23 protein-coding genes are annotated in these 23,427 nt (G+C 69.4%); 10 read left to right on the top strand and 13 right to left on the bottom strand.

Annotated features, from left to right (window positions below; translation table 11 throughout):
* Positions 1–18 precede the first annotated feature (18 nt).
* The 3 genes from AC5RTY_RS14700 to AC5RTY_RS14690 all read right to left on the bottom strand — a co-directional run bounded on the left by AC5RTY_RS14700 (position 19) and on the right by AC5RTY_RS14690 (position 2,996).
* Complete coding sequence (locus AC5RTY_RS14700; protein ID WP_494001584.1) at positions 19–744, bottom strand: FadR/GntR family transcriptional regulator; 726 nt, start codon at positions 742–744, stop codon at positions 19–21.
* A gap of 427 nt (positions 745–1,171) precedes the next feature.
* Entirely contained in the window at positions 1,172–1,978 is an 807-nt protein-coding gene (locus AC5RTY_RS14695) for an alpha/beta fold hydrolase (protein WP_494139782.1), read from the bottom strand.
* A 10-nt stretch (positions 1,979–1,988) separates the two neighbouring features.
* Positions 1,989–2,996: an NAD-dependent epimerase/dehydratase family protein gene (locus AC5RTY_RS14690; RefSeq protein ID WP_494139781.1), complete on the bottom strand. Its 1,008-nt coding sequence runs from the start codon at positions 2,994–2,996 to the stop codon at positions 1,989–1,991.
* Positions 2,997–3,418: 422 nt separating this feature from the next.
* Between AC5RTY_RS14690 and AC5RTY_RS14685 the strand changes: the two genes are divergently transcribed.
* The gene (locus tag AC5RTY_RS14685; protein ID WP_494139780.1) at positions 3,419–3,793 is read left to right on the top strand and encodes a pentapeptide repeat-containing protein; all 375 of its coding nucleotides are present in this window, start codon (positions 3,419–3,421) and stop codon (positions 3,791–3,793) included.
* A gap of 113 nt (positions 3,794–3,906) precedes the next feature.
* Positions 3,907–4,821, top strand: coding sequence for a phosphodiesterase (locus AC5RTY_RS14680; protein WP_494139886.1), 915 nt, complete (start codon positions 3,907–3,909; stop codon positions 4,819–4,821).
* Positions 4,822–4,849: 28 nt separating this feature from the next.
* Here AC5RTY_RS14680 and AC5RTY_RS14675 read toward each other — a convergent pair whose 3' ends face one another.
* Complete coding sequence (locus AC5RTY_RS14675; protein ID WP_494139779.1) at positions 4,850–6,454, bottom strand: stealth conserved region 3 domain-containing protein; 1,605 nt, start codon at positions 6,452–6,454, stop codon at positions 4,850–4,852.
* Positions 6,455–6,812: 358 nt separating this feature from the next.
* On the opposite strand from AC5RTY_RS14675, the gene AC5RTY_RS14670 reads away from it, so the two are divergent.
* Together AC5RTY_RS14670 and nhaA are read left to right on the top strand one after the other, a co-directional pair.
* The gene (locus AC5RTY_RS14670) at positions 6,813–7,220 is read left to right on the top strand and encodes a sortase (protein WP_494139778.1); all 408 of its coding nucleotides are present in this window, start codon (positions 6,813–6,815) and stop codon (positions 7,218–7,220) included.
* A 122-nt stretch (positions 7,221–7,342) separates the two neighbouring features.
* Positions 7,343–8,686 (top strand): Na+/H+ antiporter NhaA, encoded by a 1,344-nt coding sequence (nhaA, locus tag AC5RTY_RS14665; protein ID WP_494139777.1) that lies wholly within the window; start codon positions 7,343–7,345, stop codon positions 8,684–8,686.
* An 87-nt stretch (positions 8,687–8,773) separates the two neighbouring features.
* On the opposite strand, the gene AC5RTY_RS14660 is transcribed toward nhaA, so the two are convergent.
* The 3 genes from AC5RTY_RS14660 to AC5RTY_RS14650 all read right to left on the bottom strand — a co-directional run bounded on the left by AC5RTY_RS14660 (position 8,774) and on the right by AC5RTY_RS14650 (position 12,074).
* Positions 8,774–10,420 (bottom strand): ABC transporter permease, encoded by a 1,647-nt coding sequence (locus tag AC5RTY_RS14660; RefSeq protein ID WP_494139776.1) that lies wholly within the window; start codon positions 10,418–10,420, stop codon positions 8,774–8,776.
* A complete protein-coding gene (locus AC5RTY_RS14655) occupies positions 10,417–11,331 on the bottom strand; it encodes an ABC transporter ATP-binding protein (RefSeq protein WP_494023564.1) in 915 nt (304 codons plus the stop codon). The genes AC5RTY_RS14660 and AC5RTY_RS14655 overlap by 4 nt, the downstream gene beginning before the upstream one ends.
* Positions 11,332–11,408: 77 nt before the next feature.
* Positions 11,409–12,074: a TetR/AcrR family transcriptional regulator gene (locus AC5RTY_RS14650; RefSeq protein WP_494014474.1), complete on the bottom strand. Its 666-nt coding sequence runs from the start codon at positions 12,072–12,074 to the stop codon at positions 11,409–11,411.
* A 113-nt stretch (positions 12,075–12,187) separates the two neighbouring features.
* Between AC5RTY_RS14650 and AC5RTY_RS14645 the strand changes: the two genes are divergently transcribed.
* Positions 12,188–13,192 (top strand): universal stress protein, encoded by a 1,005-nt coding sequence (locus tag AC5RTY_RS14645; RefSeq protein ID WP_494014473.1) that lies wholly within the window; start codon positions 12,188–12,190, stop codon positions 13,190–13,192.
* Here AC5RTY_RS14645 and AC5RTY_RS14640 read toward each other — a convergent pair.
* From AC5RTY_RS14640 to AC5RTY_RS14630, 3 genes are all read right to left on the bottom strand, one after another.
* The gene (locus AC5RTY_RS14640) at positions 13,176–13,514 is read right to left on the bottom strand and encodes a GYD domain-containing protein (protein ID WP_493987808.1); all 339 of its coding nucleotides are present in this window, start codon (positions 13,512–13,514) and stop codon (positions 13,176–13,178) included. The two genes, AC5RTY_RS14645 and AC5RTY_RS14640, sit on opposite strands and share 17 nt — an antisense overlap.
* Positions 13,515–13,568: 54 nt before the next feature.
* The gene (locus AC5RTY_RS14635) at positions 13,569–15,140 is read right to left on the bottom strand and encodes an FAD-dependent monooxygenase (protein ID WP_494014472.1); all 1,572 of its coding nucleotides are present in this window, start codon (positions 15,138–15,140) and stop codon (positions 13,569–13,571) included.
* Between the two features lie 81 nt (positions 15,141–15,221).
* A complete protein-coding gene (locus AC5RTY_RS14630; RefSeq protein ID WP_494001570.1) occupies positions 15,222–15,614 on the bottom strand; it encodes a MerR family transcriptional regulator in 393 nt (130 codons plus the stop codon).
* 170 nt (positions 15,615–15,784) lie between these two features.
* Between AC5RTY_RS14630 and AC5RTY_RS14625 the strand changes: the two genes are divergently transcribed.
* The 4 genes from AC5RTY_RS14625 (at position 15,785) to galK (ending at position 20,332) form a co-directional block, all read left to right on the top strand.
* Positions 15,785–17,302: a SulP family inorganic anion transporter gene (locus AC5RTY_RS14625; protein WP_494139775.1), complete on the top strand. Its 1,518-nt coding sequence runs from the start codon at positions 15,785–15,787 to the stop codon at positions 17,300–17,302.
* Positions 17,303–17,494: 192 nt separating this feature from the next.
* On the top strand, positions 17,495–17,872 hold the full coding sequence (locus tag AC5RTY_RS14620; protein WP_494001568.1) for a TraR/DksA family transcriptional regulator: 378 nt from the start codon (positions 17,495–17,497) through the stop codon (positions 17,870–17,872).
* Positions 17,873–17,948: 76 nt separating this feature from the next.
* Positions 17,949–19,130 (top strand): galactose-1-phosphate uridylyltransferase, encoded by a 1,182-nt coding sequence (galT, locus tag AC5RTY_RS14615; protein ID WP_494139885.1) that lies wholly within the window; start codon positions 17,949–17,951, stop codon positions 19,128–19,130.
* Positions 19,127–20,332 carry a galactokinase gene (gene galK / locus AC5RTY_RS14610; RefSeq protein WP_494139774.1) on the top strand — a complete coding sequence of 402 codons (1,206 nt, stop codon included), beginning with the start codon at positions 19,127–19,129 and terminating at the stop codon, positions 20,330–20,332. The genes galT and galK overlap by 4 nt, the downstream gene beginning before the upstream one ends.
* Before the next feature lie 8 nt (positions 20,333–20,340).
* Here the strand turns inward: galK and AC5RTY_RS14605 are convergent, their stop codons facing one another.
* The gene (locus AC5RTY_RS14605) at positions 20,341–20,976 is read right to left on the bottom strand and encodes a prepilin peptidase (RefSeq protein ID WP_494139773.1); all 636 of its coding nucleotides are present in this window, start codon (positions 20,974–20,976) and stop codon (positions 20,341–20,343) included.
* 209 nt (positions 20,977–21,185) lie between these two features.
* Here AC5RTY_RS14605 and AC5RTY_RS14600 point away from each other — a divergent pair, with 209 nt between their 5' ends.
* Positions 21,186–21,956, top strand: coding sequence for a response regulator transcription factor (locus AC5RTY_RS14600; RefSeq protein ID WP_494139772.1), 771 nt, complete (start codon positions 21,186–21,188; stop codon positions 21,954–21,956).
* On the opposite strand, the gene AC5RTY_RS14595 is transcribed toward AC5RTY_RS14600, so the two are convergent.
* Positions 21,907–22,335, bottom strand: coding sequence for an Hpt domain-containing protein (locus AC5RTY_RS14595; protein WP_494139771.1), 429 nt, complete (start codon positions 22,333–22,335; stop codon positions 21,907–21,909). The genes AC5RTY_RS14600 and AC5RTY_RS14595 overlap by 50 nt on opposite strands.
* A 181-nt stretch (positions 22,336–22,516) precedes the next feature.
* Positions 22,517–23,398 carry a type II secretion system F family protein gene (locus AC5RTY_RS14590; protein WP_494139770.1) on the bottom strand — a complete coding sequence of 294 codons (882 nt, stop codon included), beginning with the start codon at positions 23,396–23,398 and terminating at the stop codon, positions 22,517–22,519.
* Positions 23,399–23,427 lie beyond the last annotated feature (29 nt).

Genomic DNA, 23,427 nt, shown 5'->3' with positions numbered 1-23,427 from the left:
GATCCGGGAAAGGCAGGCCTAGGCGCCGGGGGCTTCGAACAGCCGGGGCTCGGACTCCCAGACGCTGCGCACTTCCTCCACGGTCCGCCGCATAATCTGGTCCATGGCCGCCCGGGCCGCTTCCGGGCGGCCGGACTGGATGGCGTCCGCGACGTCGACGTGCAATTGCAGTGCTTCTTCGTGCGGGTGCGCGGGCATCAGCCCGTAATCGGTGCGGCCGCGCAGCACTTCGGCGATCATCGAGTGCATCTGCGCAAACATCTCGTTGCCGGAGGCCGCCAGCACCAGCGTGTGGTAGTGGATGTCCAGCTCCAGGAACTGCTGCAGGTCGCCGGCCCGTCCCACCGCCCGCATTTTTGCCGCGACGGCCATGAGCTCCGCCGCTGTCTCCTGCGGCGAATGCTGCGCGGCCAGCTCGGCGGCGGCCGGTTCGACGGCGGAGCGCAGCTCGGTCAGCGAGCGCAACTGCACGCCCTTGCCGTCTCCGGCCAGGCGCCAGCGGATCACCGAGGGGTCGAACTTGTTCCACTGCTCCGGCGGCAGTACGCGGATGCCGATGCGCTTGACGGACTCGACCAGCCCCAGCGACTGCAGCACGCGCACGGCCTCGCGCAGCACGGAACGGGAGACGCCGAGCTCGGCCTCGAACTGCTCGGCATGCGCGGTGGAGCCGGCCGCCAGCTCGCCGGAGACGATGCGCTTGCCAAGCGTCTCGATGACGAGGCTGTGCAGGCGCGAACTCATGCGTGCGAAAGGGTAGCGGTCACGCGTTCATTCTATGGGGGCCGGATGCGCACACCGGCTGTGTTGCGGGGCGATGCCGACGCGTACCGGCAGAAGGTCAGGGCCTTCTCGGCGGCAGGATTGGCCCCGGATCGGGAAAGGGGCCGGGCTGCGGTTGCGGCGGAAGCGGCTGTGGCCCCGGGTCCGGGGGCGGCCCGGGCCGTTCGGGCGTGGGCGGCGCATTGGGATCCGGACTGGGCTCGGGCCGTTCGGGTGTGGGCGGCGCGAAGGGATCCGGATTCGGCTCCGGCGGGAACGGGTGCCTGGGTCCCGGCTCGTTCGGATCGTGTGCCGGCTCCGGCGGCGGTGGAATGGTCACGGCGTGCCTCCTTGGGCAGCGGTGCGGTAGGCCTGCTGCCTGCCACGCTACAACTGTGTCCCGGGCGCCTCAAGGATTTTTCCCGCTGTCCGTGACGAGGGTCAGCAAGTCCCCGGCGACCCGGTCGGGGGCGTCCCAGAGGACCGTGTGCCCCGCCCGGGGGTAGTGGTTGCGCCGGGCGGAAGGGATGGCATCGGCCAGCACGTTCTGCTCGGCAGGGGCGAGCAAGTCGTCGTCGTCGCCCCACACCACGAGGGTCGGGGCACTGACGTTCTCCGGTGCCGGGGGAGTCGCCTCGGCGAGCCCGGCCAGCGTTTGCTGCCAGACGCGGGCGGGGATCTTGAGCGCGTCCGCCAGCACCGCCTGTCGGACGGCCTCGCCGGGGTCGGCCAGCAGAGTAAAGGACTCCACGAAGGCACGGACGTCGGCGGGGTCGATGGGATCGCGGAACGCCTCGATGGTCGGGGCAAAGGGCGGCCGGCGCTTGTAGAGGCTCAGCGGAGAGCCGATGAGCATGAGGGCCCGGACCCGTGCGGGCTGGTCGACGGCGAAACGCCGCGCGATATAGCCGCCGCTGGAGTGCCCGGCGATCACGGCCCGTGGGATGGCCAGGGCGTCCAGGAAATCGCCGAGGTCGTTGCTGAAATCGTGTAACCGGTAGCCCGTGGCGGGCTTGTCCGAATCGCCGTGGCCGCGGGGGCTGAGCGCTATCAGCCGGAGCGACGCCGGTAACCGGTCCAAGAGCGGGACCCAAAACCGCCAGGAGTCCCCGTAGCCGGGAACCAGCAGAACCGGGGTGCCGCCGGGGGAGCCGGCCTCGGCATAGGCAAAGCGGAGTCCATTGCCGAGACGAGCGAACCGCTGGCGGGGCTCCATGGCCGGATCCTCAGGACCCCGCGTGCGCGATGGCCAGCAGCCGGCGCTCGTCGTCCGGCGCCAGGCCGGCTTTGCGGGGACGGTCGGCGCCGGTCGCCAACTCCCACACCAGCGTGTCGGCCAACGTGTCCCGCAGCGGACGCAACGCCAGACCGGCTGCCTTGGCGGCCGCGTTGCTGCGGGAGGAGAAGCCGGCGAAATCGGGCAGCGGAAGCCAGAGCGGCAAGGACCGCTCGCCGGCCCAGGGGTTGATGCCGGCCGCTGCCAGTTCCTCCTGGCCCAGGGACAGGACCGGACCGGCGTGGCCCGCGACCCGGCGCGCCATCTCCAGATGCTCGGTCAACGGAAACGCGTCGCCCACCGCATTGAACTCGCCGGCCAGTCGCTGTTCGGCCGCGGCGATGAGCCAGTCGGCGAGGTCCCGGACGTCGATGACCTGGGCGTCCAACCCGGGCGCATCGGGGACCAGGACGGCGCCGTCGTCGGCCACCGGCCGGGCGAAGCGCAGGGGCCAGTAGCCGGTGCGGTCGGTGGTGTCGCCGGGACCGGCGATGAGGCCCGGGCGGACGATCAGGCTGCGATCGGGGCCAAAGGCGCGTTGCACCGCCTGCTCGCAGGCGACCTTCGCCTCGCCGTAGACGTCCGGAGACGTCATCACGTCCGAGGCCAGGGGCGGCAGCAACGGGTAGGTTTCGTCGGCGCCCGGGGTGTGGTGGTCGGCATAGACGCTGCAGGAGGACACGAAAACAAAGTGCTCCGCCGTGCCGACCAGCGCGGCCGCGGCACGGCTCACCTGGCCGGGCTGGCGGGAGACATCGAGCACGGCGTCCCAGTGCTGGCCCGCGACGGTGTCCAGACAGTCCGGAGCTTCCCGGTCCGCGCCCACCAGTCGGGCGCCGGCCGGAGCCGACCCGGACGTTCCACGGGCCAGGCAGGTGACCCGGTGGCCGCGGCGCAGCGCCGCGGCAGCGGTTTCTTGTCCCAACCAGGCCGTGCCGCCCAGGACGAGTAGATGCATGCTGCCCATGGAACACCGTCCCGGGGCGGATGCGCACGGGGTGTTCGCGCACAGCAGGGAGAACCGCCCCGAATTGGTGCCCAACCGCCTTTGGGCCGGGGCGGCCCATGTCCGGAACTGTGGCTATGCTCCGTAGATGGCTAAACCCGACGACTTCACGCCGCGCCTCGACGCCCCGGACGTGGGGGAACTGTTACCCGGGCAGGTATCGGCGTTGATTCCCGAGGCCCGCGTGGCCGGCAAGCTGTTTGCCGGTGTGGAACTGGACGGCCGGCGGCTGGCCGGTGCCTCCTTCACGGAATGCGCATTCCTGGATGTTTCCGCAGACGGGGCGGACCTGCGTTCTGCCGGTTTCGTGGACGTAAACATTCGAGCGGTTGAATGCGCCGGACTTCAGTGCGCCGCGCTCACGCTTCCGCCGGGTGGTGATCGACGGATCCCGCCTCGGGTCGGCCGAAGTCTACGAATCCGAGTGGGAATCGGTGGAGTTCCGCAACTGCAAGCTTGGGTATGTGAACCTGCGCGGAGCGGAACTTCAGGACGTCGCGTTTGCCGGCTGCATCCTGGACGAACTCGATCTGGGCGGCGCGACCGGGCGCCGGGTGGCCTTTGAAGACAGCCGGGTCCGCAGGCTCGACCTGACCGGGGCGAAGCTGGCGCACGTTGACCTGCGTGGCCTGGACATCCGGGAACTGGCCGGGCTGGAAGGCCTGCGCGGGGCGGTCATGACCTCCACCCAGATCGGCGAGCTCGCCCCGCTGTTCGCCGCCCATTTCGGGATCGTGGAGAAAAGTTAGCCGCAATATACGTAACTGCCGGGCCGAATTAATCCACAGTTCAGCTTTTTTCTGTTTGGATGGTCTGTAGTGGACTGGACAGCAGGCGTCCGGCGAACAACAGAAGGTAGATGATGGACTTCCGTCAGGCCGAGCATCCACGGCCGAACCATTTCTTACTTCACATCAGCGACACCCACTTGGTGGGCGGCGACGGCCGGCTCTACGGGGCTGTGGACAGCGAAGCCAGGCTGGAGCAGATCTTCGAGGATCTGGAAGACTCCGGATCCCGCCCCGAAGCCCTGGTATTCACCGGCGATCTGGCGGACAAGGGCGAACCGGAAGCCTATGGCAGGCTCCGCCGGATCGTCGAACCGGCAGCCGTCCGGCTGGGAGCCCAGGTGATCTGGGCGATGGGCAACCACGACGACCGTGCCGGGCTGAAGACCATGCTCCTGGACGAACCCGGCGGCTCCGAGCCGCTGGACCGGGTATACGACGTCAACGGACTGCGCGTGGTGACCCTGGATTCAACCGTGCCGGGGGCGCACTACGGCCGGCTGGAGGACGAGCAGCTGCAGTGGCTGGCCCACGAGTTGGCCAAACCCGCACCGCACGGGACCATCCTGGCCATGCACCACCCGCCGCTGCCGAGCGTGCAGGACCTGTCCGTGCTGGTGGAACTGCGCGGCCAGGCCGAACTGGCACAGGTGCTGCGCGGCAGCGACGTGAAGTCGATCATCGCCGGACACCTGCACTATTCCACCACGGGCACCGTGGCCGGGATCCCGGTGTCCGTCGCCTCCGCCACCTGCTACACCCAGGATCTGGCCGCCGACGCGGGCAGCACCCGCGGCCGCGATGCCGCGCAGGCTTACAACATGATCCATGTCTACGAGGAGACCGTGGTCCATTCGGTGGTTCCGGCGCGCGGCGGCCTGCCGGTGGGCCGCCAGGTTAGCGCGGAGCAGACCCGGCAGCTGCTCGAGGCCGCCGCCGTCGTCATTCCCGACGCCGTGCGGCCGGGCCGGATTCCGGCACACCACTAGCCGGGAAAACTCCGCAAACCGGGTGAGACTACGCCGCCGGCGGTTTCTCCCACGGCGCGCGGAGCGGGAAGTAGCGGGCCAGGAAGTCCGTGACCACCCGCTGGCGCTCCTCGGCCGGGACCTCCGGGAAGCTGCCGTCGTTGAGGCAGAAGAAGTCCCTGTTTCGCTTCTGCAGCAGCTTTTCCAGCTGCTTCAGGCCCGCATACATGGTGGTGTCCACGTACTTGACCTTGGCGCCGGGATTGGTCACCGCGCGGCCGGTCAGCAGCGCGTAGTAGTGGTAGAGCGAGTTGGTCACCGAGATGTTGTCCTTGGCCCGGAAGCGGCTCGCAGCCGTCGTCTTGAACTCCTCGGCGAACTCTTCCTCCATCTCCAGCAGCACGGATTTGCGCAGCGGCGCCGCACAGTGCTCCAGGTGCCGGGTGGTGATCCTGCCGAAGCGGTCGTGCAGCAGCCTGCGGTTCACGCGGGCGGCATTCTCGAAACCGGACCGGTCCAGGTGGTTGTCGCCGAGCCCGATCCGGGTGTCCGCCTCCACGAACTTGGTGATGCCGCCGGGGGAGAAGAACATGTCCGGACCCACCGGCCGGCCGAAGAACATGTCGTCATTCGAGTACAGGAAGTGCTCGCCCAGGCCGTCGATGTGCTGCAGCTGCGCCTCGATCGCCTGCGAGTTGAACACCGGCAGCACCGAGGGATCGCGGAAATGCTGCTCGCTGCGCACCACGCGGATGTCCGGGTGCTCCGCGTCCAGCCACGCAGGCAGCGGCGAGTCCGTGCAGATGAAGATGCGCCGGATCCAGGGCGCGAACATATAGACAGAACGCAGCGCGTACCGCAGTTCGTCGATCTGGCGGAAGCGCGCCTCGGCGTCGTCGCCCTCGCCCACCACGGCGTGCTCCATGAAACTGTTCCGGTAGCGGCGGTACTCCGGATTGTTCCCGTCCACCCAGGAGAAGACGATGTCGATGTCGAAGTCGATGTCCGTGGCGTGGTCGGCGAACATGTTCTCGATGGTGGGCCAGCGGTGCCCGTAGCGTTCGACTTCGCCGCGCACCGCCTCCGCGGCCGGCAGCGTGCGGCGCGTCAGCGAGTTTTCAATCGGCAGGTGGATCAGGTCGTTCTCCCAGCGCCACAGCTCCACCTGCACACCCGTGCCCTGGCCGTACCGCAGCCCGCCGGTCGGCTCGATCCGCGGACGGTACAGCCGGAACGCGCGCGACCGGTCGCCCTCGGCGAGCTCGCCGTCGGCCACCAGCCGTGCGGTTTTCTTGTTCGCGTCCACGGTCAGCGAGTAGAACGGCTCGTCGGCGCAGGCGTCCACCAGCGCCGCGCGCAGCTCGTTTCGCTTCTCCCAGTTCACCGCCACCACCGGGCGGGCATCGTTGCCGCGCACCAGCAGGTAGGGAATCTGCGCCTCGTCCAGCGCCCTGCGGACAAACAGCAGGTCCTCCACCATCGCCTGGTGCGGCGTCAGGGTGGTGTTGACCAGTGCGTAACCGCCCTTGACCATGACCACGTCGGGGCGCTCCGTGAGGCGTACGACGGCGGCGGGCGAGGCGATCTCGACCGTCGACTCGGGTGCGCGGTCGGGTTCGGGCTCGGCGTAGAACGCGTCCTGCACTGCAGGCATGCTGGTCACAAAAAACCTCCGGAAACATAGTGGCGCCAACCCGAAAAGGGGCTGCAGTCACCATGGTAGGCGTGGGCGGACGGGCGTTACAGACGCTGCCGCCACAGGATAAAGCCTGCAGCGGATCGACCGCGGCAGGCCACTCCTTTGACGGTACATGCAGTTTGGCCCTCCCGCTGCGTCTGGACGTGCCCGGCCGGCGCAAAATTACCCCGGTGCCGCCCCGAAACCCGGCAGTCGGCGTGATGATCCCCGGAACGACGACGACGGTCCGCGCCCGGGACGTCGGGGTTGACGGCCGTGCAACGTTCAGCAGCATTTTCTCCGCCGCATACCCAAGGTGTCATACGATCTGAGCATGCCGGATCTTGCCGCGTCGATCGGACTGGTGTCCGAAGTGCTGACGTGGGCTGCCCTGGTCCCGGGACTGCTGTTGCTCTTCGTGGCCGCTGTGCTCCGCCTGGCCGGAACCCGGTGGCACCGCGCCGACGGCGTCGCGTTTGACGACGGCCGGCGCCGCGGCGTGCGCTGGTTCGACACCCGGCATGGATTCCTGGAGGGCATCTTCCCGACCGGGACGGGCTCCGATGTAGCCGCCGGGTCGGACGTGCTGGTCTTCTACGACGCGCGGCGGCCGGACCGCTGGCAGGTCTCGGAGCCGGAGCGGCCGGGCCGGATTGTCTTGCTGCTGGGCAAGATCCTCACCGCCGTCGGCGTGCTCTCTGCCGTCGTCGGATTGTTGGCGATGGTCCTGGCCGGGGGCTAGCCGGGCCGGCCGTGGTGCTCGCCGCCCGGCTTTGGCGCTCGCCGTGTGCCCGGGTAGGGTGGAACCCGGTGCGCCGGGAAGTCTGGTCGGCAGTTCTGTTGTCGACCCTTTGAGGACCCGCCATGGCCGCCAAGACCCCCGAATCATCCGCCAAGCCCAAGGTTTTGGGACGCGGAAGTTATGCCGAAGCGCTGCGAATCGGCGAAATCCTGCGCAAGGAAACCGTCGGCGGAGCCCTGCTGGTGGCCGCCGCCGTCGTCGCCCTGATCTGGGCCAACTCGCCCGCGGCAGACAGCTACTTCGCCCTGCGCGACTTCACCGTCGGCTACGAGCCCTGGCACCTGGAGCTGAGCTTGGGGGCGTGGGCCGCCGACGGGCTGTTGGCGGTGTTCTTCTTCCTGGTGGGGCTGGAGCTCAAACGCGAGTTCGTCGCGGGGGACCTCAGCAGCCCGCGGAAGGCCATGGTGCCGGTTGCCGCCGCCGTTGGCGGAGTGGTGGTTCCCGCCATCATCTACGCAGCCATCAACTGGGGCAGTCCGGAAACCATCCGCGGCTGGGCCATCCCGACGGCGACGGACATTGCCTTCGCGGTCGCGGTCCTGGCCGTCATCGGCTCGCATTTGCCCAGCGCGCTGCGGATTTTCCTGCTGACGCTGGCCGTGGTGGACGACCTCATCGCCATCGCCATCATTGCGTTCGTCTACACCAGTGAAATTCACGTCCCGGCCCTGCTGCTGGCCCTGGTCCCCATCGCGCTCTACGCCTTCTTAGCCCAGAAGTTCCGCAGCTTCTTCGGGAAGCATCACGCGGCATTGTGGGCGGTCCTGCTGCCCGTCGGCATCGTGGCCTGGGCCCTGGTCCATGCCTCCGGCATCCACGCCACCATCGCCGGCGTGGTGCTCGGTTTCACCGTCCCGGTGTTGCGCAGCAAGGCCAGCGGCGGACCGGAGGCGGGTCCGGGGCTCGCCGAAATCTTCGAACACCGGCTCCGGCCCGTTTCCGCCGGCTTCGCGGTCCCGGTCTTCGCGTTCTTCTCCGCGGGCGTCGCCGTGGGCGGGATTGATGGATTTACCTCCGCCCTCGGCGATCCAGTGGCGGTCGGCGTCATCGCGGGCCTGGTGCTTGGCAAGCCGATCGGCATCCTCGGCACCACGTGGCTGATGACCAAGCTGACCCGGGCGGAGCTGGACACGTCGATGAAGTGGGTCGACCTGTTGGGCATCGCCATGCTGGCCGGCATCGGCTTCACCGTCTCCCTGCTGGTGGCCGAGCTGAGCTTCGGGCTTGGCACGCCGGCCAATGATCACGCCAAGGTGGCCATCCTCGCGGCGTCCTTGCTGGCCGCGCTGCTGGCATCGGTGGTGCTGCGTGCCCGCAACCGGCAATACCGGCGCATCGAGGCCGAAGAACATGTCGACGCCGACAACGACGGCATTCCGGACGTCTACCAGGACGGCAGGGCGTAGCCGCACCGGCTTTCGGCCCCCGCAGCCACACCGGCTTGCGGCCGTCGCGGCGCTACACCTGCCCGGGGGCCGCTGCTCCGCGGGCTGTCAGGCCTCCAGGTCACGGCGCCGGAAGGCCAGCGTCCCGCCGACGGTGAGCAGCAGGGCGACCGCCGACATCCAGGCCAGCGGCAGCACGTCCACGTCCGCGGCCGGAACCCGCGGGACCAGTCCGAACGGCTCGGCGTCCAGCACCGCCTCCGGCAGGTTGAGCACCGGCCCGTACATGCCCGCCAGCAGTGCAGCAATCAGCAGGATCCAGACCCACCAGGTACCGCTGTGCAGCCCGTAGGCGAGGGCGCCGGCACCGGCGAAACAGAGGATCAAGGGCAGGAAAACCAGCCCGGCGGGAGCGAATTCCGCGATCACCGAGCTGTCGCCGACCACCGAGAGCGCGCCCAGGGCCAGGCCCAACCCTGAGACAACGAGCATCAGCGCCGAGGCCAGCGAGGTGACGAGCAGCGCGCTCAGGACCCAGTGCGCCCGCCCCACCGAGGCGGCGAGCACGGCCCCGGTTCGGCCGTCGGCTTCTTCCTTGCCGAGCCTGCCCATGGAGACCACGGAGAACACGGCCACGGCCATGGCGAAATACTTCAGGAACGCGGCCAGCGCGGTCCGGAGGAAGTCGGAGCTGTCGTCCAGGCCCAGCACCGCGGCCAGTTGCGGCTGTGACTCGTAGCTGTCCACCACCGCCTGGGCCAGAGACCCGGTCAGCACGGCGAAGACGAACAGGCCGAGCGACCAGCTGACGATGCTGCCGCGCTCCAACCGAAGGAACAGCCCCGGCAGCCGCACCAGCAGCGGCGTGGCATTGGCGCGGCCCCGGTGTGCGGGCACCAGCCCAGCGGCCAGGTCGCGCCGGCCCTGCAGCAGATACGCCGCCGGCACCAGCAGCGCCGCGAGCGCCAGGCACAGCAGCAAGGGCCACCAGCGCAGCTCGACATAGGCCCGCGCCTGCTGGACCCAACCGATGGGGGAGAGCCACGACAACGCGGTGCCGCCCAGCGCCTGGGCGTCGCCGATGCCGCGGAGGATGTACGCCAGCCCCAGCAGCGCCCCGGCCATGCCGCTGGCTGTCCGCGCATGTTCGCTCAGCTGCGCGGTCAGCGCCGCCACCGCGCCGAAGACGACCCCGACCAGCGCCGCTCCGGCCGCCATCACCAGCGAATCGAGTGCCGCGAGACCGTTGGCCACCAGTGCCGCGAACAGGGCCGCTGCCACCGCCAGGTTGGTGAGCAGCATGACCGCCAGCGCGGCGGTCAGCGGTGCGCGTCGTCCCACCGGCCCGGCCAGGATGAGCTCGGCACGTCCGGCTTCTTCGTTGGCCCGGGTGTGCCGGACTACCGAGAAGATGGACATCAACGCGGTGGCCACCGCCAGCATCCCCAGCACTTCGTTGGCCAGCATCGGGCCCAGGCCGTAGTTCTCCAGGCCGTACCCCGGGCCGGCCAGCAGGGCGCCGGACGGGTCCTGCATGATCGCCGCCCGGCTCTGCCATGCCGCCTGGTCGCCGTACACCTGGGGCAGCACCAGCGCGAAGTAGCTGATGAACCCGCCGATGGCCAGCGCCCAGGCCGGGATCCGCACCCGGTCCACCCGCAGCGCCAGGCGGAGAAGCCGGCCGGTCCCGGCCAGCGCCTGATTCCGCGGGCTGCGCGCACGGGAGATCCCCGGCGCCGCGGTAGCGGTGCTCATGACCTGCCGCTTTCGGCTGCGGCCCGCCCATCGGGGCCGTACTGGTGAACGAACAGTTCCTCCAGCGTCGGAGGCGTGCTGGTCAGGCTGCGGACACCCAGCGGGAGCAGGGCCGACAACGCGGCCGGCAGCGCGGCTTCGTCAACGGTGAAGTGCACGCGCCCGTCTTCGCGCCGGAGGTCGTGCACGCCGGTCAGGCTGCCCACCGCGGTGGCATCGCCGTCGGCCACCACGACGACGGCGGTGCGCCGCAGGTGCCTCAGTTCCGCGAGCGAACCGGTTTGGACAGCGCGGCCGGCCCGGATGATGGTGACCTTGTCGCACAAGGCTTCCACCTCGGCCAGGATGTGGCTGGAGAGCAGCACCGTCTTGCCGGCGTGCCTCGACTCGCGGATGCACTGCTGGAATTCCAGTTCCATCAGCGGGTCCAGTCCGGACGTCGGCTCGTCCAACACCAGAAGCTCGACGTCGCTGGCCAAGGCGGCGACGAGCGCGACCTTCTGCCGGTTGCCCTTGGAATAGGAGCGTGTCTTCTTGGTGGGATCCAGCTGGAAGCGTTCCAACAGTTCGGCCTTGAGCCTGCGGTCGATCCCGCCGCGGAGGCTGGCAAAAAGGTCGATCGCCTCCCCGCCGGTGAGCTTGGGCCAGAGGCTGACGTCACCGGGAACGTAGGCCAGCCGGCGGTGCAGGGGCACCGCGCGCGACCACGGGTCCTCGCCGAAGAGCCGCACGGTTCCGGCGTCGGCCTTCAACAGGCCGAGAATGATGCGGATGGTGGTGGACTTGCCGGCACCGTTGGGGCCGAGGAAGCCGTGGACCTCGCCGGGTTCCAGCACCAGGTTGAGCTGGTCCAGGGCGCGGACGGAGCCGAAGGCCTTGTCCACTTGGTTCAGGTCGATTACTTCAGACATGGAAACCACCTGCTTCGGGGCGGAATATGGAAGGAACAAGGGTGCGCGGGGCGCGGACGGGACAGAGACGCGGCGGGTCAGGAACCGGGCGGGTCCGTCACATACATCAGGTAGGCGTCGAGCAGGTCGCGGGTGGTCATCAGGCCCTGCGTGTAGAGTTCCACGTTGGCAAGGCCGTGCCGGTCCAGGTAGCCGCGCATGATGGCGGAAAAATCGGTGGGATCCTCCGGGGGGTGAAGCGTCAGGTCCAGCAGCATGGCACCGAATCCCTGGATGGTCAGATAGCGGGCGCGCGCCTGCTCGTCGACGGACGGGTGGATGGTGCCGGCGGCGACGCCTTGGGCCAGCCAGGCCTCGGCGTCCGCGGCGAAGTGCTCGATGAAGGACTGGGCCAGCTCGCCGCCGGACTGCAGGCTCCGCAAGGCGTAGCCGACCAGCGGCGCCGTTTCCTCCAGCTCCGCCATGGCCGCCAGCAGTTCCGTCGGCGAGCCGGAGTGGACTGCCTGCTGCTTGTAGGCGCCGATTTTGGCCAACACGTATTCATCGCAGGCCGTCCGCAGACCGTCTTTGGAACCGAAATGGTGCAGGATCAGCGCGGGGCTGACCCCTGCCGCGTCAGCAATGGCGCGGACACCCACCCGGAAACCCCGGCTGCCGAACAGTACGACGGCGGTGTCCCGGACCCGGGCACGGGCGGTGAGATCACTGGGTGCGGCAGCCTGCGGCGGCGCTGCTGAACGCATGTTCAGCAGTCTAAACCTGTGTTCAGCCTACGGCAATGGTTTGGTGAGGCCCGGCCGCCGTCGGAACCCGCTGCCCCTACTCAGCCGCGCGGCCGTCCCCTAGGGTGGAAGGCATGGAAGAGGTCGTCCTGGTGGGATTCGACGGCTCGGAAACCAGCGCCCGGGCGCTGGACTGGGGGTTGTTCGAGGCCCAGTCCCGCGGATGGCCGGTGCGGCTGGTCACCGTCGTCTCAACCGCGGGCGTGGACGATCCGCAGGTGGACCACCAGTATCTGGCCACCGCCCGGCGCGGCGGGGAAGGGGTGCTGCAGGCGGCGCTTGACCGCGCCGGAGCGTTGGGGCTCCAGGCCGAAGGGCACGTGGTGGCCGGGGACCCGAGCGAAGTGCTGGTGGACGAATCTGCTTCCGCCGGACTGGCCGTGGTGGGCAAGCGCGGCCGCGGCGGCTTTGCGGGACGGCTGCTGGGCAGTGTCTCCTCGGGCCTGGCGGCCCACGCCGCCTGCCCCACGGTGGTGGTGCCGCAGCGCTGGAAACCGGGCGCGACGGCCGCCGAACTCTCCCCGGATGCCGCGGCCGAACTACCCGGCGGACCGGTGCCCTGGCTGCTGCCGTCGCCGCGGGAGGGGTCGGACCGGGGGCTGCATCCGCCGGATGCCTCCGAAAAGTTCAGCTACGCGGGGCAGGTGGTGGTCGGCGTCGACCAGTCGGGGAGTGCGAATCCCGCCCTGTGGGCGGCGGCCGAGATAGCCAGCCGCCGCTCAGTCCCGCTGCGGATGCTTTCGTCCCGGGCGCCTTTCTACCGCGATTCGGTCTGGCTGGACCACGCCGAGGGTGCCCACCGGTTCCGCGAGGAGGTCGCCGCTGAGCTGGACGGCCCGCTGCGGGAGGTCCGCGGCAGCTACCCGGACCTGGATGCGAGCTGGAACTTTTATCTGGCCAAACCCGCGGAAGTCCTGGTCCACGCCACCCGCACGGCCCAGCTGATGGTGTTGGGGACGCGCGGCCACGGCGGATTTCCGGGCCTGTTGCTGGGCTCGGTCAGCCAGGCGGTGCTGCACCACGGCCTCTGCCCCATGATGGTGGTGCCCAAGGGCGTGGGGGTCAGCCGGACCCCGTGACGCCGGGAGCCCGGTAACGGACTTCGCCGGCCATGCGCAGGGCGTCGATGGTCTCGTCGATGGTCAGCAGCACGGTTGTTTCGAAGGAACTCAGTGCACCGCCTCCGCTGATGGCCAGGGCGACGGCGGCCATGGAGACGTTGTTCGGGGCCTCCCACACGCTGTAGCCGTCGTGCGCGCCGAAGGCGTACCAGAAGCCGTGCAGTTTCCCGCCGACGGATTCGATGTAGGCCTTGGCCGCCTTCCCCCGGTCCTCCGGGTTGTTGATCATCCTGGCCCAGGTCTCCGGGGTGTAGCTGAACTTCGAGAGATACAGCACCATCGGCTTTCCTTCCGAACGTGTCCGGCCCCGGATGGGCGCGGAGCAGGCGTTGGCTCAGACCTTGGCGGAACGGCGTCCCCGCCGCAGTGCCTGGGTAAACGTGGCCACGGCATGGCTGGGCAGGGACTGCGCCGCCACGAACCCGTCGGGGCGCACCAGGTACAGCTGGTCCGGATCGAGCTTCTTGTTCCCGTTGCGCGGCAGCGCGTGCATCGGCAGCCCCAGCGCTGCCTCCACGTGATTGACGACGACGGCGCCCGGGTCGCCGTACGAGTGCACCTGCCACTGAAGGCTGCGCAGGACGTCGAAGTTGCTGCCGGTGTACGGCAGCCGCCGTCCCACGACGCGGCCCCGCCGGCCGCGGGCCGCTTCCTTGGCGCCCGGGGCCATCCAGTAATGGATCCGGGTCTGCGATAGATAACCGAACACTCGGGAGGCACCGGAGGACCGCGGCACCACCCGCGCCGCCACGGGAATGAGGAACGGCAGCACCGACCTCCGGGCGGCGAGCGCCCACGGTGCCGTCGACGTGATGAAGGCGAACACCCGGTCCGTGCTTTGCAGCAGCCGCACCGCCACCGGCCGCCGTTCGGCCTCGTATCGGTCCAGGTAGGAGTCCGCGGCCCGGCCGGCGAGGACATCGGCGAACTTAAAGGCCAGGTTGTGGGCGTCCTGCAGGCCGGTGTTCATGCCCTGCGCACCGACGGGGGAATGGACGTGGGCCGCATCCCCGGCGAGGAAGACCGGCCCGTCGCGGAACCGGGCGGCGATCCGGTGATGCACGCGGTAGGTGGAGAACCAGTTCGAGGCGCCGTAGCGGACGCCGAACTTCTGAACCAGGCGCTCCCGGAGGGACTCCTCGGAGACGTCCGCCCCGCCGTCGTCGTCCCGCCCCTGGAAGCCGCCTTCGGGATCACGGATTACGCCGATCAGCCGGAGGTGGTCCGGCCCGCTCATGGGAAAGGCCAGCAGGAACTCGTCCACGCCCGCGCGGATATTGACCACGTCGCCGAAGAGGCCCCGGACCTCGGTGGCGTCGTTGACAAAGAAGGTGTGCGGACTGGTGGAGCCCTCAAACCCGATGCCGCGGCTGGTCCGCACGGTCGACGAGGCGCCGTCCGTCCCCACGCAGTAGCGGGCGCGGACCGTCGCCTTGCCAGCGGGGCCCGTCAGCTGCGCCGTGACGGGGTGGTCCGGGTGGCTGCCGCCCGCGACGTCCAGGGCGGCAACGCGGCACTCCCACAGCACCTCGCCGCCGAGTGCGTGCAGGTTCTTGAGCAGCAGCTCCTCGTTCTTGCTTTGTTCGTAGAACATGATGCCCGGGAAAGGCGTGATCCCGCGGCCCATCCGGCCCAGCGGGACCCTGCCGCGCGGCTTCGTGCCGAACCCGATGACCACCGCTTCGGCGAGGACGCCTTCGGCCATGACGGTGTCGGCGACGCCCAGCTGGTCGTAAATTTCCATGCTGCGCGCCTGCACCCCGAGGGCCCGGGATTCCCTCGTGGGGCCCGACTTGCCGTCCGCGATGATGTGGTCGACGCCCAGCTTGGCCAGCCAGTTGGCGAGCATCAGCCCGGTGGGACCTGCCCCGACAATCAGCACATCGGTTTGGAGTTCGGCTGCCATGGCGGTACCTCCTCCTCCGAGGTTACCGCTGCCCCGGGAGCAGCGGCAGGGGGGAGGGGTCCGAACGGGCGGGACCGGCGGTCACCGCCCGCGCAGGTCGCTGATGAACTCGTCCGCCCGGGTCAGGTTCAGGGCGAGCTTGTTGCGTTTTTCGTCGGCGCGCCCGATGTAGTCCTGCAAGAGTTTGCGTTCGGCTGGATGGACGGCGCCGTCGGCTAAAACGTCGATGATGTCCAGGAGCTCGGCCATCTCCTCCAGCGTGAAGCCAAGCGGTTTCATGGAGCGGATGATCAGCAAACGGTCCAGATCCGACTGGGTATAGACCCGGAAGCCGCCCTCGGTGCGCGTGGTGGCCGGCAGCAGCCCGATGTCGTCGTAGTGGCGGATGGTCCGCAGCGACAGGCCTGTGGCCTCCGCGAGTTCGCCGATGTGCATCGTGCGCGTGCCCGACGCGGTACTTTCGGCCTTGCTCATGGTCCATCCCTCCCGTGGTCACCCGGTTACAACTCTACCCTTACGTTAGGTTAGGGTTGTAACCGATATCGACGTTCTTGTCCGTCGACTACTTCCCCGCGCATCGCCGCGCCCCCAGACTTTAGATGTACGCGAAGGCCTGCCGCCTTCAGGATGCGAATGGAGCCCCCATGCCCACGACAACCGCCGCTGCCCGGCCTGAGCTGACTCCCGAGGAGCGCCAGTCCGTGCTGCGCACCCTCAAGTCGCCGCGGCTGCTGAAGACGGAAGTGCTCGGCGGTTTGGTGGTCGCGCTGGCCCTGATCCCCGAGGCCATCGCGTTCTCCATCATCGCCGGGGTGGACCCGCGCGTCGGGCTGTTCGCCTCCTTCACCATGGCTGTCTCGATCGCGTTCCTGGGCGGCCGCCCGGCGATGATTTCAGCTGCCACCGGCGCGGTGGCGCTGGTGATTGCCCCGCTGGTGGAAAGCCACGGCCTCGACTACCTGGTGGCGGCGGTCATCCTGGCCGGCGTGTTCCAGGTGCTGCTGGCGGCGCTTGGCGTCGCCAAGCTGATGCGGTTCATTCCGCGGCAGGTGATGGTGGGGTTCGTCAACGCGCTGGCCATCCTGATCTTCATGGCGCAGGTGCCTGAACTGCTGGGCGTTCCGTGGCTGGTGTACCCGCTGACCGCGCTGGCGCTGGCGATTGTTTTCGGTCTTCCGAAGCTGACCAACGCGGTTCCCGCGCCCTTGGTCGCCATCGTGGTGCTGACGCTGATCACGGTGTTCGCCTCGGTTGCGGTGCCGACCGTGGGCGACAAGGGCGAGCTGCCGGACAGCCTGCCCGCGTTGTTCTTCCCGGCAGTACCGCTGACCCTGGAAACCCTGAAGGTTATCTTCCCGTATGCCTTGGCGATGGCGTTCGTGGGGCTGCTCGAATCGCTGATGACGGCCAAGCTGGTCGACGACGTCACGGACACCCGCTCCAACAAGACCCGCGAGTCCTGGGGCCAGGGCGCCGCGAACATCATCACCGGCTTCTTCGGGGGCATGGGCGGCTGCGCGATGATCGGCCAGACCATGATCAACGTGAAGGCCTCCGGAGCCCGCACCCGCCTCTCCACCTTCCTCGCCGGCCTGTTCCTGCTCATCCTCGTGGTGGTTCTCGGCGACATCGTGGCGCTGATCCCGATGGCGGCCCTGGTGGCCGTGATGGTCTTCGTGTCCTGGGCGACGTTCGACTGGCACAGCATCAAACCCTCGACCCTGAAGATGATGCCGAAGAGCGAGACCGCGGTCATGCTCGTCACCGTCATCGCCACCGTCGCCACGAACAACCTGGCCATCGGCGTCGGGCTCGGCGTGCTGACCGCCATGGTGCTGTTCGCCAACCGGGTATCGCACCTGGTGACCGTCGAGCGGACGGTGCTGGAACTGAACGGCGAGGAGACAGCCACCTACGTGGTCGACGGCGAGCTCTTCTTCGCGTCCTCGAACGACCTCTACACCCAGTTCCAGTACGCACTGGACCCGGACAAGGTCATCATCGACATGCACGCCTCGCACCTGTGGGACGCCTCGACCGTGGCGGCACTGGACGCGATCACCGAGAAGTACCGCGCCCACGGCAAGGACGTGCGGATCATCGGGCTGAACTCGGCCAGTGTGGCCATGCGGGAGCGGATGGCCGGCAAGCTCAACGGCTGACCGGCTGACCGGATAACGGCTGACGGGGCCGGCTGATCGGCTGACCCGGCCCGGCCGCCACCCCCTGACCTGACCGCGGCCGCGGCGGGGAGCGTCCCGTGACAGGCGTCCACCCATGTACCGCGGCAACGGCGTATTCTAGGGGCACCCTGGTCCGGACCTGCCGGACCGTCCGGCCGACGGGAGGCACACATGAGCGAGAGCTTGACCCACGACGATGTGGAGCACTTCGCCGCGCTGCTGGACGCCCGCGAGGCGTCGGACCGCGCCCAGGTGGAGCGCCTCACGGTCGACATTGCCGAGGTCACCGCGGCCACCCGGGACGTCCCGGCCGACGACGAACACGATCCCGAGGGCTCCACGGCCACGCTGGAACGCGCGCGCGAAGTGGCGCTGCTGGCCAGCACGGAAAAGGCGCTCGCGGACATCGCCGCCGCCCGGGCCCGGCTCGCGGCCGGCACCTACGGGACTTGCGCCTCGTGCGGCAACCCCATCCCGCGCGAACGCCTGGAGATCCGGCCGGAAGCACAATTTTGCGTGACCTGTGCGGCGAAGCGGCGCCGTGCCTGAGCGAAGCACCGTGGATCGGGCCCAGCCCGGGGCGGGCACCGCCGTCGTTGTTCCGGAAGGAGACCCGGTCACCGCGGTGACCGCGACCCGTTTGGCGGACGGCCGGGAGTTGCTGTTTTTCGACGACGGCGCGCGGCCGGTTCCGCGGGATTCGCAGGACACCCGGGACCTGCCGGAGCGGCCGCCGGTGGGGGAGCTGCGCTACGACGTGCTGACGGGGGAGTGGGTGGCGCTGGCCGCGCACCGGCAGACCCGCACCTACCTGCCGCCGGCGGACGCGTGCCCGCTGTGCCCGAGCACGCCGGACTACGCCTCCGAAATCCCGGCGGCCGACTATGACGTGGCCGTGTTCGAGAACCGGTTTCCGTCGCTCGGGCCGGACCTGCTGGCAACGCCCGAGAACCCGGAGTGGGGCCGCGCCTACACCGCCGGCGGGCGCTGCGAGGTGGTCTCCTTCACCTCGGCGCACACCGGTTCGTTCGCCGGGCTGGACACCCGCCGCGTGCGCACCGTGATCGACGCGTGGGCGCACCGGACCGCGGCGCTCAGCGCGACGAACGGGATTGCCCAGGTCTTCTGCTTCGAAAACCGCGGCGCGCAGATCGGCGTGACGCTGCACCATCCGCACGGTCAGATCTACGCCTACTCCTACCTGCCCCCGCGCGGGGCAGTCATGGCGGCGGCGGCCCGGAAACACTTCGAGGCCACCGGCGGGCGGCAGACGCTGACCGGGGCGGTGCTCGGCCGTGAGCGCTCCGACGGCTCCCGGATGGTGCTCGAAGGCGAACACTTCAGCGCCTACGTGCCGTTCGCCGCGCGCTGGCCGCTGGAGGTGCACCTGGTGCCGCACCGGCGGGTCGCGGACCTCGCCGGGCTCACGGGCGCGGAGCGGGACGAACTGGCGGTGCTGTACCCGCAGCTGCTGGGCCGGTTCGACGCGCTCTACGACAGCCCCACCCCGTACATCGCCGCCTGGCACCAGGCGCCGGTCGCCCGGGCGCTGCGGGAAGCGGGCTACCTGCACCTGCAGCTGACCTCGCCGCGACGGGCCGCCGACAAGCTGAAGTACCTGGCGGGCTCCGAGGCCGCGATGGGCGCCTTCATCAACGACACCCTGCCGGAGCAGGTGGCCGCCGCGCTTCGGGAGGCCGATCCTGGCCGCATACCGGGTGCCGGCAGCGGCGGCCCGGGCGGGACACACGCGGCGGGCGAAGGGACTCGGGCCGCCGGCGGGGGCGCCGGCGGGAAGGCCCCGTGACCGCCGAAGCTTTGGCCGCACGCACCGCCGACGCCTTCGCCGCACGATTCGGGCGCCGCCCGGACGGGGTCTGGGCGGGACCGGGACGGGCCAACCTGATCGGCGAACACACAGACTACAACGGCGGCTTCGTGCTGCCGTTCGCCATCGACAAGATCACGACGGCGGCGCTCGCCGTGCGCGGCGACCGCACCGTTCGGGTGGCCTCGGCGCTGCCGGGCGCCGAGGCGGTGGAGATCGGGCTGGACGATCTCGGCCCCGGCGCCGTTTCCGGCTGGTCGGCGTACCCGCTGGGCGTGGCCTGGGCCCTGGAGCAGGCGGGAGTACGCCTGCCCGGCTTCGACCTGCTGGTGGACTCGGACGTTCCGGTCGGCGCCGGCTTGTCCTCGTCCGCCGCGCTGGAATGCGCGGTGGCCCTCGGCCTGGCCGAACTGGTGGGAGGGCGGCGGGCGGATGCCGGGTTGGGGCCGGCGGGGTCGGACCGGGCGGGGCTGGATCGGGCCGGGCTGGCTGCCGCCGGGCGGCGCGCGGAGAACGAGGTGGTCGGCGCGCCCACCGGCATCATGGACCAGTACGCCTCCCTGTTCGGGGCGGCCGGGTCCGCCGTGTTTCTGGACTGCCGCAGCGAAGCCGTGGAACTGGTGCCACTGGACCTCGAGGCTGCGGGCCTGGCCTGCCTGGTCATGGATACCAAGGTTTCGCACGCCCATGCCACCGGCGACTATGCCAGCCGCCGCGACTCCTGCAACCGGGCCGCGGAAGCCCTGGGTGTACCGCTGCTGCGCGACGTACCGCTCGACCGGCTGCCGGAAGCTCAACGGCTGCTCGACGATGAGACTTTCCGCCGCGCCCGGCACATCGTCACCGAGAACGCGCGCGTGGTGGAGACCGTGGAATTGCTGCGCTCCGAGGGGCCCGCGGCCGTCGGCCGGTTGCTGGACGCCAGCCACGTTTCCATGCGCGATGACTTCGAAATCTCCTGTCCGGAGCTGGACCTGGCCGTAGAGACCGCTCAGGCGAACGGCGCCCTGGGCGCCCGCATGACCGGCGGGGGATTCGGCGGTTCAGCCGTCGCCCTGGTGCCGGCAGACGAGGTGGATGCGGTGCGGGATGCGGTCTTCCGGGCGTTCGCTTCGCGCGGCTTCCGGCAACCGGAAATGTTCACCGTCACCTCCGCGGACGCTGCCCGCCGGATGTTGTAAGCCCGGGACTATCCGGGCAACGGGCCGGCCAGCGCGACCACGAGCGTGGCGGTGATCATGGACGGGCCAAACGGGATGTCCGAATCCCGCTTCAGCACGCGGGCCAGCATGAGCAGGACGATGGCCGCGGCGTTCAGCAGGAACGCCCCCAGCAGCACGGCCACCCAGGCCGCTACGCCGTCGTAGCCGGCATACAGGCCCACGACGGCAGCAAGCTTCACGTCTCCCATGCCGATGCCGCCGGGCTTGATTAGAGCGGCCAGCAGGTAGGCGGCAAACATCGCCAGCGAGCCGAGCAGCCCGGCCATGACCGGCTGCCACGCGGAGCCCGTCAAGGCAGGCAGGAGCAGCAGCGCCACTGCCGTCCCCAGGAACGGAAGGACCACGCGATTCGGCAGCAACTTGTGCCGCAGGTCGATCGCGGCCAGCAGCACGCCCAGGACGGCGAGAAGGCCGAAGGCGGGAAGCTCTGCGGCTCCCCGGGCCGGAGCCAGGAGGCCGCAGAGGATGCCCGTCGCGGTCGCCATCGGCCAGCGCCACGCGGCAGGAAGTACCGTGCGGACCTCCCGGTGGGCGAGCGGGAAGACGCACCAGCCGGCCAGGGCTCCCAGCGCGGCAAGCAGGAGCGGTAACACCACGGTCACCGGACCCGCTCACAGGCCACAGCCCTTGTTCCTTTAGGTCCCTCGGCTCTGTGGATCGTTGGTCACCCTTTCATCACATCACTGCCCGACATAGGCTCACAGTAGAAAGAATCGATTAACCTCTAGGAGTATCAGAGATCCGGGCTTCTGCAGAGGCCCGTATGGCCTTCGGGCAGCCCGACGCGGACCGTGCAGGGAGGAGATGCAAAATGAGTGACCCGGGTGCGGCCGTAGTGATCGAAGACGACGTGGACATCCGCAATCTGGTGAGCGCCGTCCTCCTGCAATCAGGATTCGACGTGCAGGCGGCCGCGAGCGGGCGGGAAGGGATCCATGCCGTGCGGCAACGGATCACCACCGTCGTCACCCTGGACATCTCGCTGCCGGACATCGACGGCTTCGAAGTGCTCCGGCGGATCCGCCAGTTCAGCAACTGCTACATCGTGATGCTCACCAGCAGGAACGAAGAACTCGACACGCTCACGGCGTTGCAGCTTGGCGCAGACGACTATATGACCAAACCCTTCCGCCCCCGCGAGCTGCGGGCCAGGATCCATGCGATGATGCGCCGGCCCCGCACCCCCCATCCGCTGGAAGCCATCCCGGCCAACGCGCCGCCGCTGCCGGCGGCCCCGCCCGCCGACAGCAGAATCCTCGAGCACAATGGGCTCGTCCTCGATTCCGATCGGCGTACGGCGTCGCGCGAGGGCGAGGAATTGCGGCTCACCAGGAGCGAGTTCAACGTGCTCCAGGAGATGCTGCGCAGCTCGGGGGCGGTCCGCTCGAAGGCCGAACTGGTCAAGGTAGTGCGCGGGGACTATTACCCGGAGGACGCCTACATCAGCGAAGCCGACGAGCGGGCGATCGAAGTCCACGTGGGCAATCTGCGGCGCAAACTGAAGGAAGATCCGCACCGCCCGCGCTGGCTCGTTACGGTGCGGGGAATCGGTTATCGGCTGGCTCCGGAGCGCTCGGTGTAGCGGGTGCTTCTGGCTCGGCCCTCATGCCCTGCATTTCGCTGACCGTGGCCGTACCGCACTGCTGGATGAGACCAAGCAGGGCCGTTGCCTCGGCGAAATCCGCCGCACGAATATGAGCCTCCACCTCGCCGGCCAGCCAGGCGAGTCGGCTGGCACCCACCATCATCGAGGCGGTCTTCAGGCTGAGGGCTGCGTCCAGGGAATCGGTCCGGTCCTGGCTGTCCAACGCGGTCTCCAGGCAGCTAAACCGTTCCGGCCATGCCTCGGAAAAGTCCTGGACCAAGCCGCGGGCGATGCCGTGGTCGGCCAAACCGTCGCCAAGGTCTTCCACTACCGCTGGGTCAACCAGCGGCAGGACGTGGTGCTGGTCAGCGGCCATCATGGCAGCCGCCGCACGCGGCGGGTCCCGGCCGGGGCCAGCCCCGTCGGTGCACAGTGGGTGGATGGGGTGGGCATGGTTCGAGACTACTTTCCGATGTCGGGCGGGTCTGCCGGTTTTCCGGTTTCTTTGGCTAATGTTGCGGGATTGCTGAGGTTGCCGACGTGCCTGCCGGTCCTCGTCAGCCGCCCAGGGTGGCGATGATGTTCAGTGCCGCAGGGCCGAGCAGCGCGATAAAAAGCACCGGAAGAATGCAGAACATCAGGGGGAAGACTACCTTGACCGGGATCTGCATGGCCTTTTCCTCGGCGCGCTGGCGCCGCTTGACGCGCATTTCGGCCGCCTGCGTGCGGAGCACGCCGGAGACGGAAACGCCGTAGGCGTCCGCCTGGATGACGGCGCGAACGAACTGCTGCAGGTCCTTCGAGGTGGTCCTGCCGGCCAGCGAGTCGTAGGCCTCGCGGCGCGAGCGGCCCACCTGCATGTCCTGCAGGACGCGGATCAGTTCGGCGGCCAGCGGACCGGAACCGTTCGCTCCTACCCGGGCGACCGCCGCGTCAAAGCCCAGGCCGGCCTCCACGGCGATGGTCATTTGGTCCAACGTGTCCGGCAGTTCCTCGCTAATCGTTGCCTGGCGTTTCTGGCCCGCGCTGTGCAGCAGAAGATCGGGGAGGCAGTAGGCGACGACGGCGATGACGATGGCCAGCAGGACGCTGGGCCCCGCGGATGCGGCTGCGACGTACAGGAGCCCGACCACAATGCCTGCCACGGCAAGCACGATCTTGGCGGCCATGAGCCGCTTCAGCGGCCAGGCCTCGGGGCGTCCGGCCAGCGCCAGCTGGCGTTCCAGACGCTGGGCAAAGGTTGCCGGCGTGAACCGGCCGGCCAGCGCCTCGAACCGGCGCCCGCGCTTGCGCTTCACCGCGCGCGGCCCGGCCAGGCCACGGGACAAATTGGCCCGGATGGCCTCGTGCTGGGGATGCTTGCCGCCCAGCAGGGACCAGGCAAACAGCGGGAGCGACAGCACCAGGGCTGCGGCAGCCACCATGACAGTCAGCGGCATCGGCGGACTCCTTTACTTACGGTGCTGAA

It is taken from the genome of Arthrobacter sp. Y3224055 (assembly GCF_059090825.1).
Note: the sequence above shows the minus strand (reverse complement) of the source record. Positions and strands in the feature narration are given on the sequence as shown.

What these genes read in the sequence shown, in the direction of transcription:
- AC5RTY_RS14600 (WP_494139772.1), top strand. Translation starts at nt 21,186, where the DNA reads ATGAGTGACCCGGGTGCGGCCGTAGTGATCGAAGACGACGTGGACATC.
- AC5RTY_RS14670 (WP_494139778.1), top strand. Translation starts at nt 6,813, where the DNA reads ATGCCGGATCTTGCCGCGTCGATCGGACTGGTGTCCGAAGTGCTGACG.
- AC5RTY_RS14625 (WP_494139775.1), top strand. Translation starts at nt 15,785, where the DNA reads ATGCCCACGACAACCGCCGCTGCCCGGCCTGAGCTGACTCCCGAGGAG.
- AC5RTY_RS14690 (WP_494139781.1), bottom strand. Translation starts at nt 2,996, where the DNA reads ATGCATCTACTCGTCCTGGGCGGCACGGCCTGGTTGGGACAAGAAACC.
- AC5RTY_RS14660 (WP_494139776.1), bottom strand. Translation starts at nt 10,420, where the DNA reads ATGAGCACCGCTACCGCGGCGCCGGGGATCTCCCGTGCGCGCAGCCCG.
- AC5RTY_RS14645 (WP_494014473.1), top strand. Translation starts at nt 12,188, where the DNA reads ATGGAAGAGGTCGTCCTGGTGGGATTCGACGGCTCGGAAACCAGCGCC.
- AC5RTY_RS14655 (WP_494023564.1), bottom strand. Translation starts at nt 11,331, where the DNA reads ATGTCTGAAGTAATCGACCTGAACCAAGTGGACAAGGCCTTCGGCTCC.
- nhaA (WP_494139777.1), top strand. Translation starts at nt 7,343, where the DNA reads ATGGCCGCCAAGACCCCCGAATCATCCGCCAAGCCCAAGGTTTTGGGA.
- AC5RTY_RS14595 (WP_494139771.1), bottom strand. Translation starts at nt 22,335, where the DNA reads ATGGCCGCTGACCAGCACCACGTCCTGCCGCTGGTTGACCCAGCGGTA.
- AC5RTY_RS14635 (WP_494014472.1), bottom strand. Translation starts at nt 15,140, where the DNA reads ATGGCAGCCGAACTCCAAACCGATGTGCTGATTGTCGGGGCAGGTCCC.
- AC5RTY_RS14590 (WP_494139770.1), bottom strand. Translation starts at nt 23,398, where the DNA reads ATGCCGCTGACTGTCATGGTGGCTGCCGCAGCCCTGGTGCTGTCGCTC.
- AC5RTY_RS14695 (WP_494139782.1), bottom strand. Translation starts at nt 1,978, where the DNA reads ATGGAGCCCCGCCAGCGGTTCGCTCGTCTCGGCAATGGACTCCGCTTT.
- AC5RTY_RS14675 (WP_494139779.1), bottom strand. Translation starts at nt 6,454, where the DNA reads ATGCCTGCAGTGCAGGACGCGTTCTACGCCGAGCCCGAACCCGACCGC.
- AC5RTY_RS14630 (WP_494001570.1), bottom strand. Translation starts at nt 15,614, where the DNA reads ATGAGCAAGGCCGAAAGTACCGCGTCGGGCACGCGCACGATGCACATC.
- AC5RTY_RS14700 (WP_494001584.1), bottom strand. Translation starts at nt 744, where the DNA reads ATGAGTTCGCGCCTGCACAGCCTCGTCATCGAGACGCTTGGCAAGCGC.
- AC5RTY_RS14620 (WP_494001568.1), top strand. Translation starts at nt 17,495, where the DNA reads ATGAGCGAGAGCTTGACCCACGACGATGTGGAGCACTTCGCCGCGCTG.
- AC5RTY_RS14640 (WP_493987808.1), bottom strand. Translation starts at nt 13,514, where the DNA reads ATGGTGCTGTATCTCTCGAAGTTCAGCTACACCCCGGAGACCTGGGCC.
- AC5RTY_RS14650 (WP_494014474.1), bottom strand. Translation starts at nt 12,074, where the DNA reads ATGCGTTCAGCAGCGCCGCCGCAGGCTGCCGCACCCAGTGATCTCACC.
- AC5RTY_RS14680 (WP_494139886.1), top strand. Translation starts at nt 3,907, where the DNA reads ATGGACTTCCGTCAGGCCGAGCATCCACGGCCGAACCATTTCTTACTT.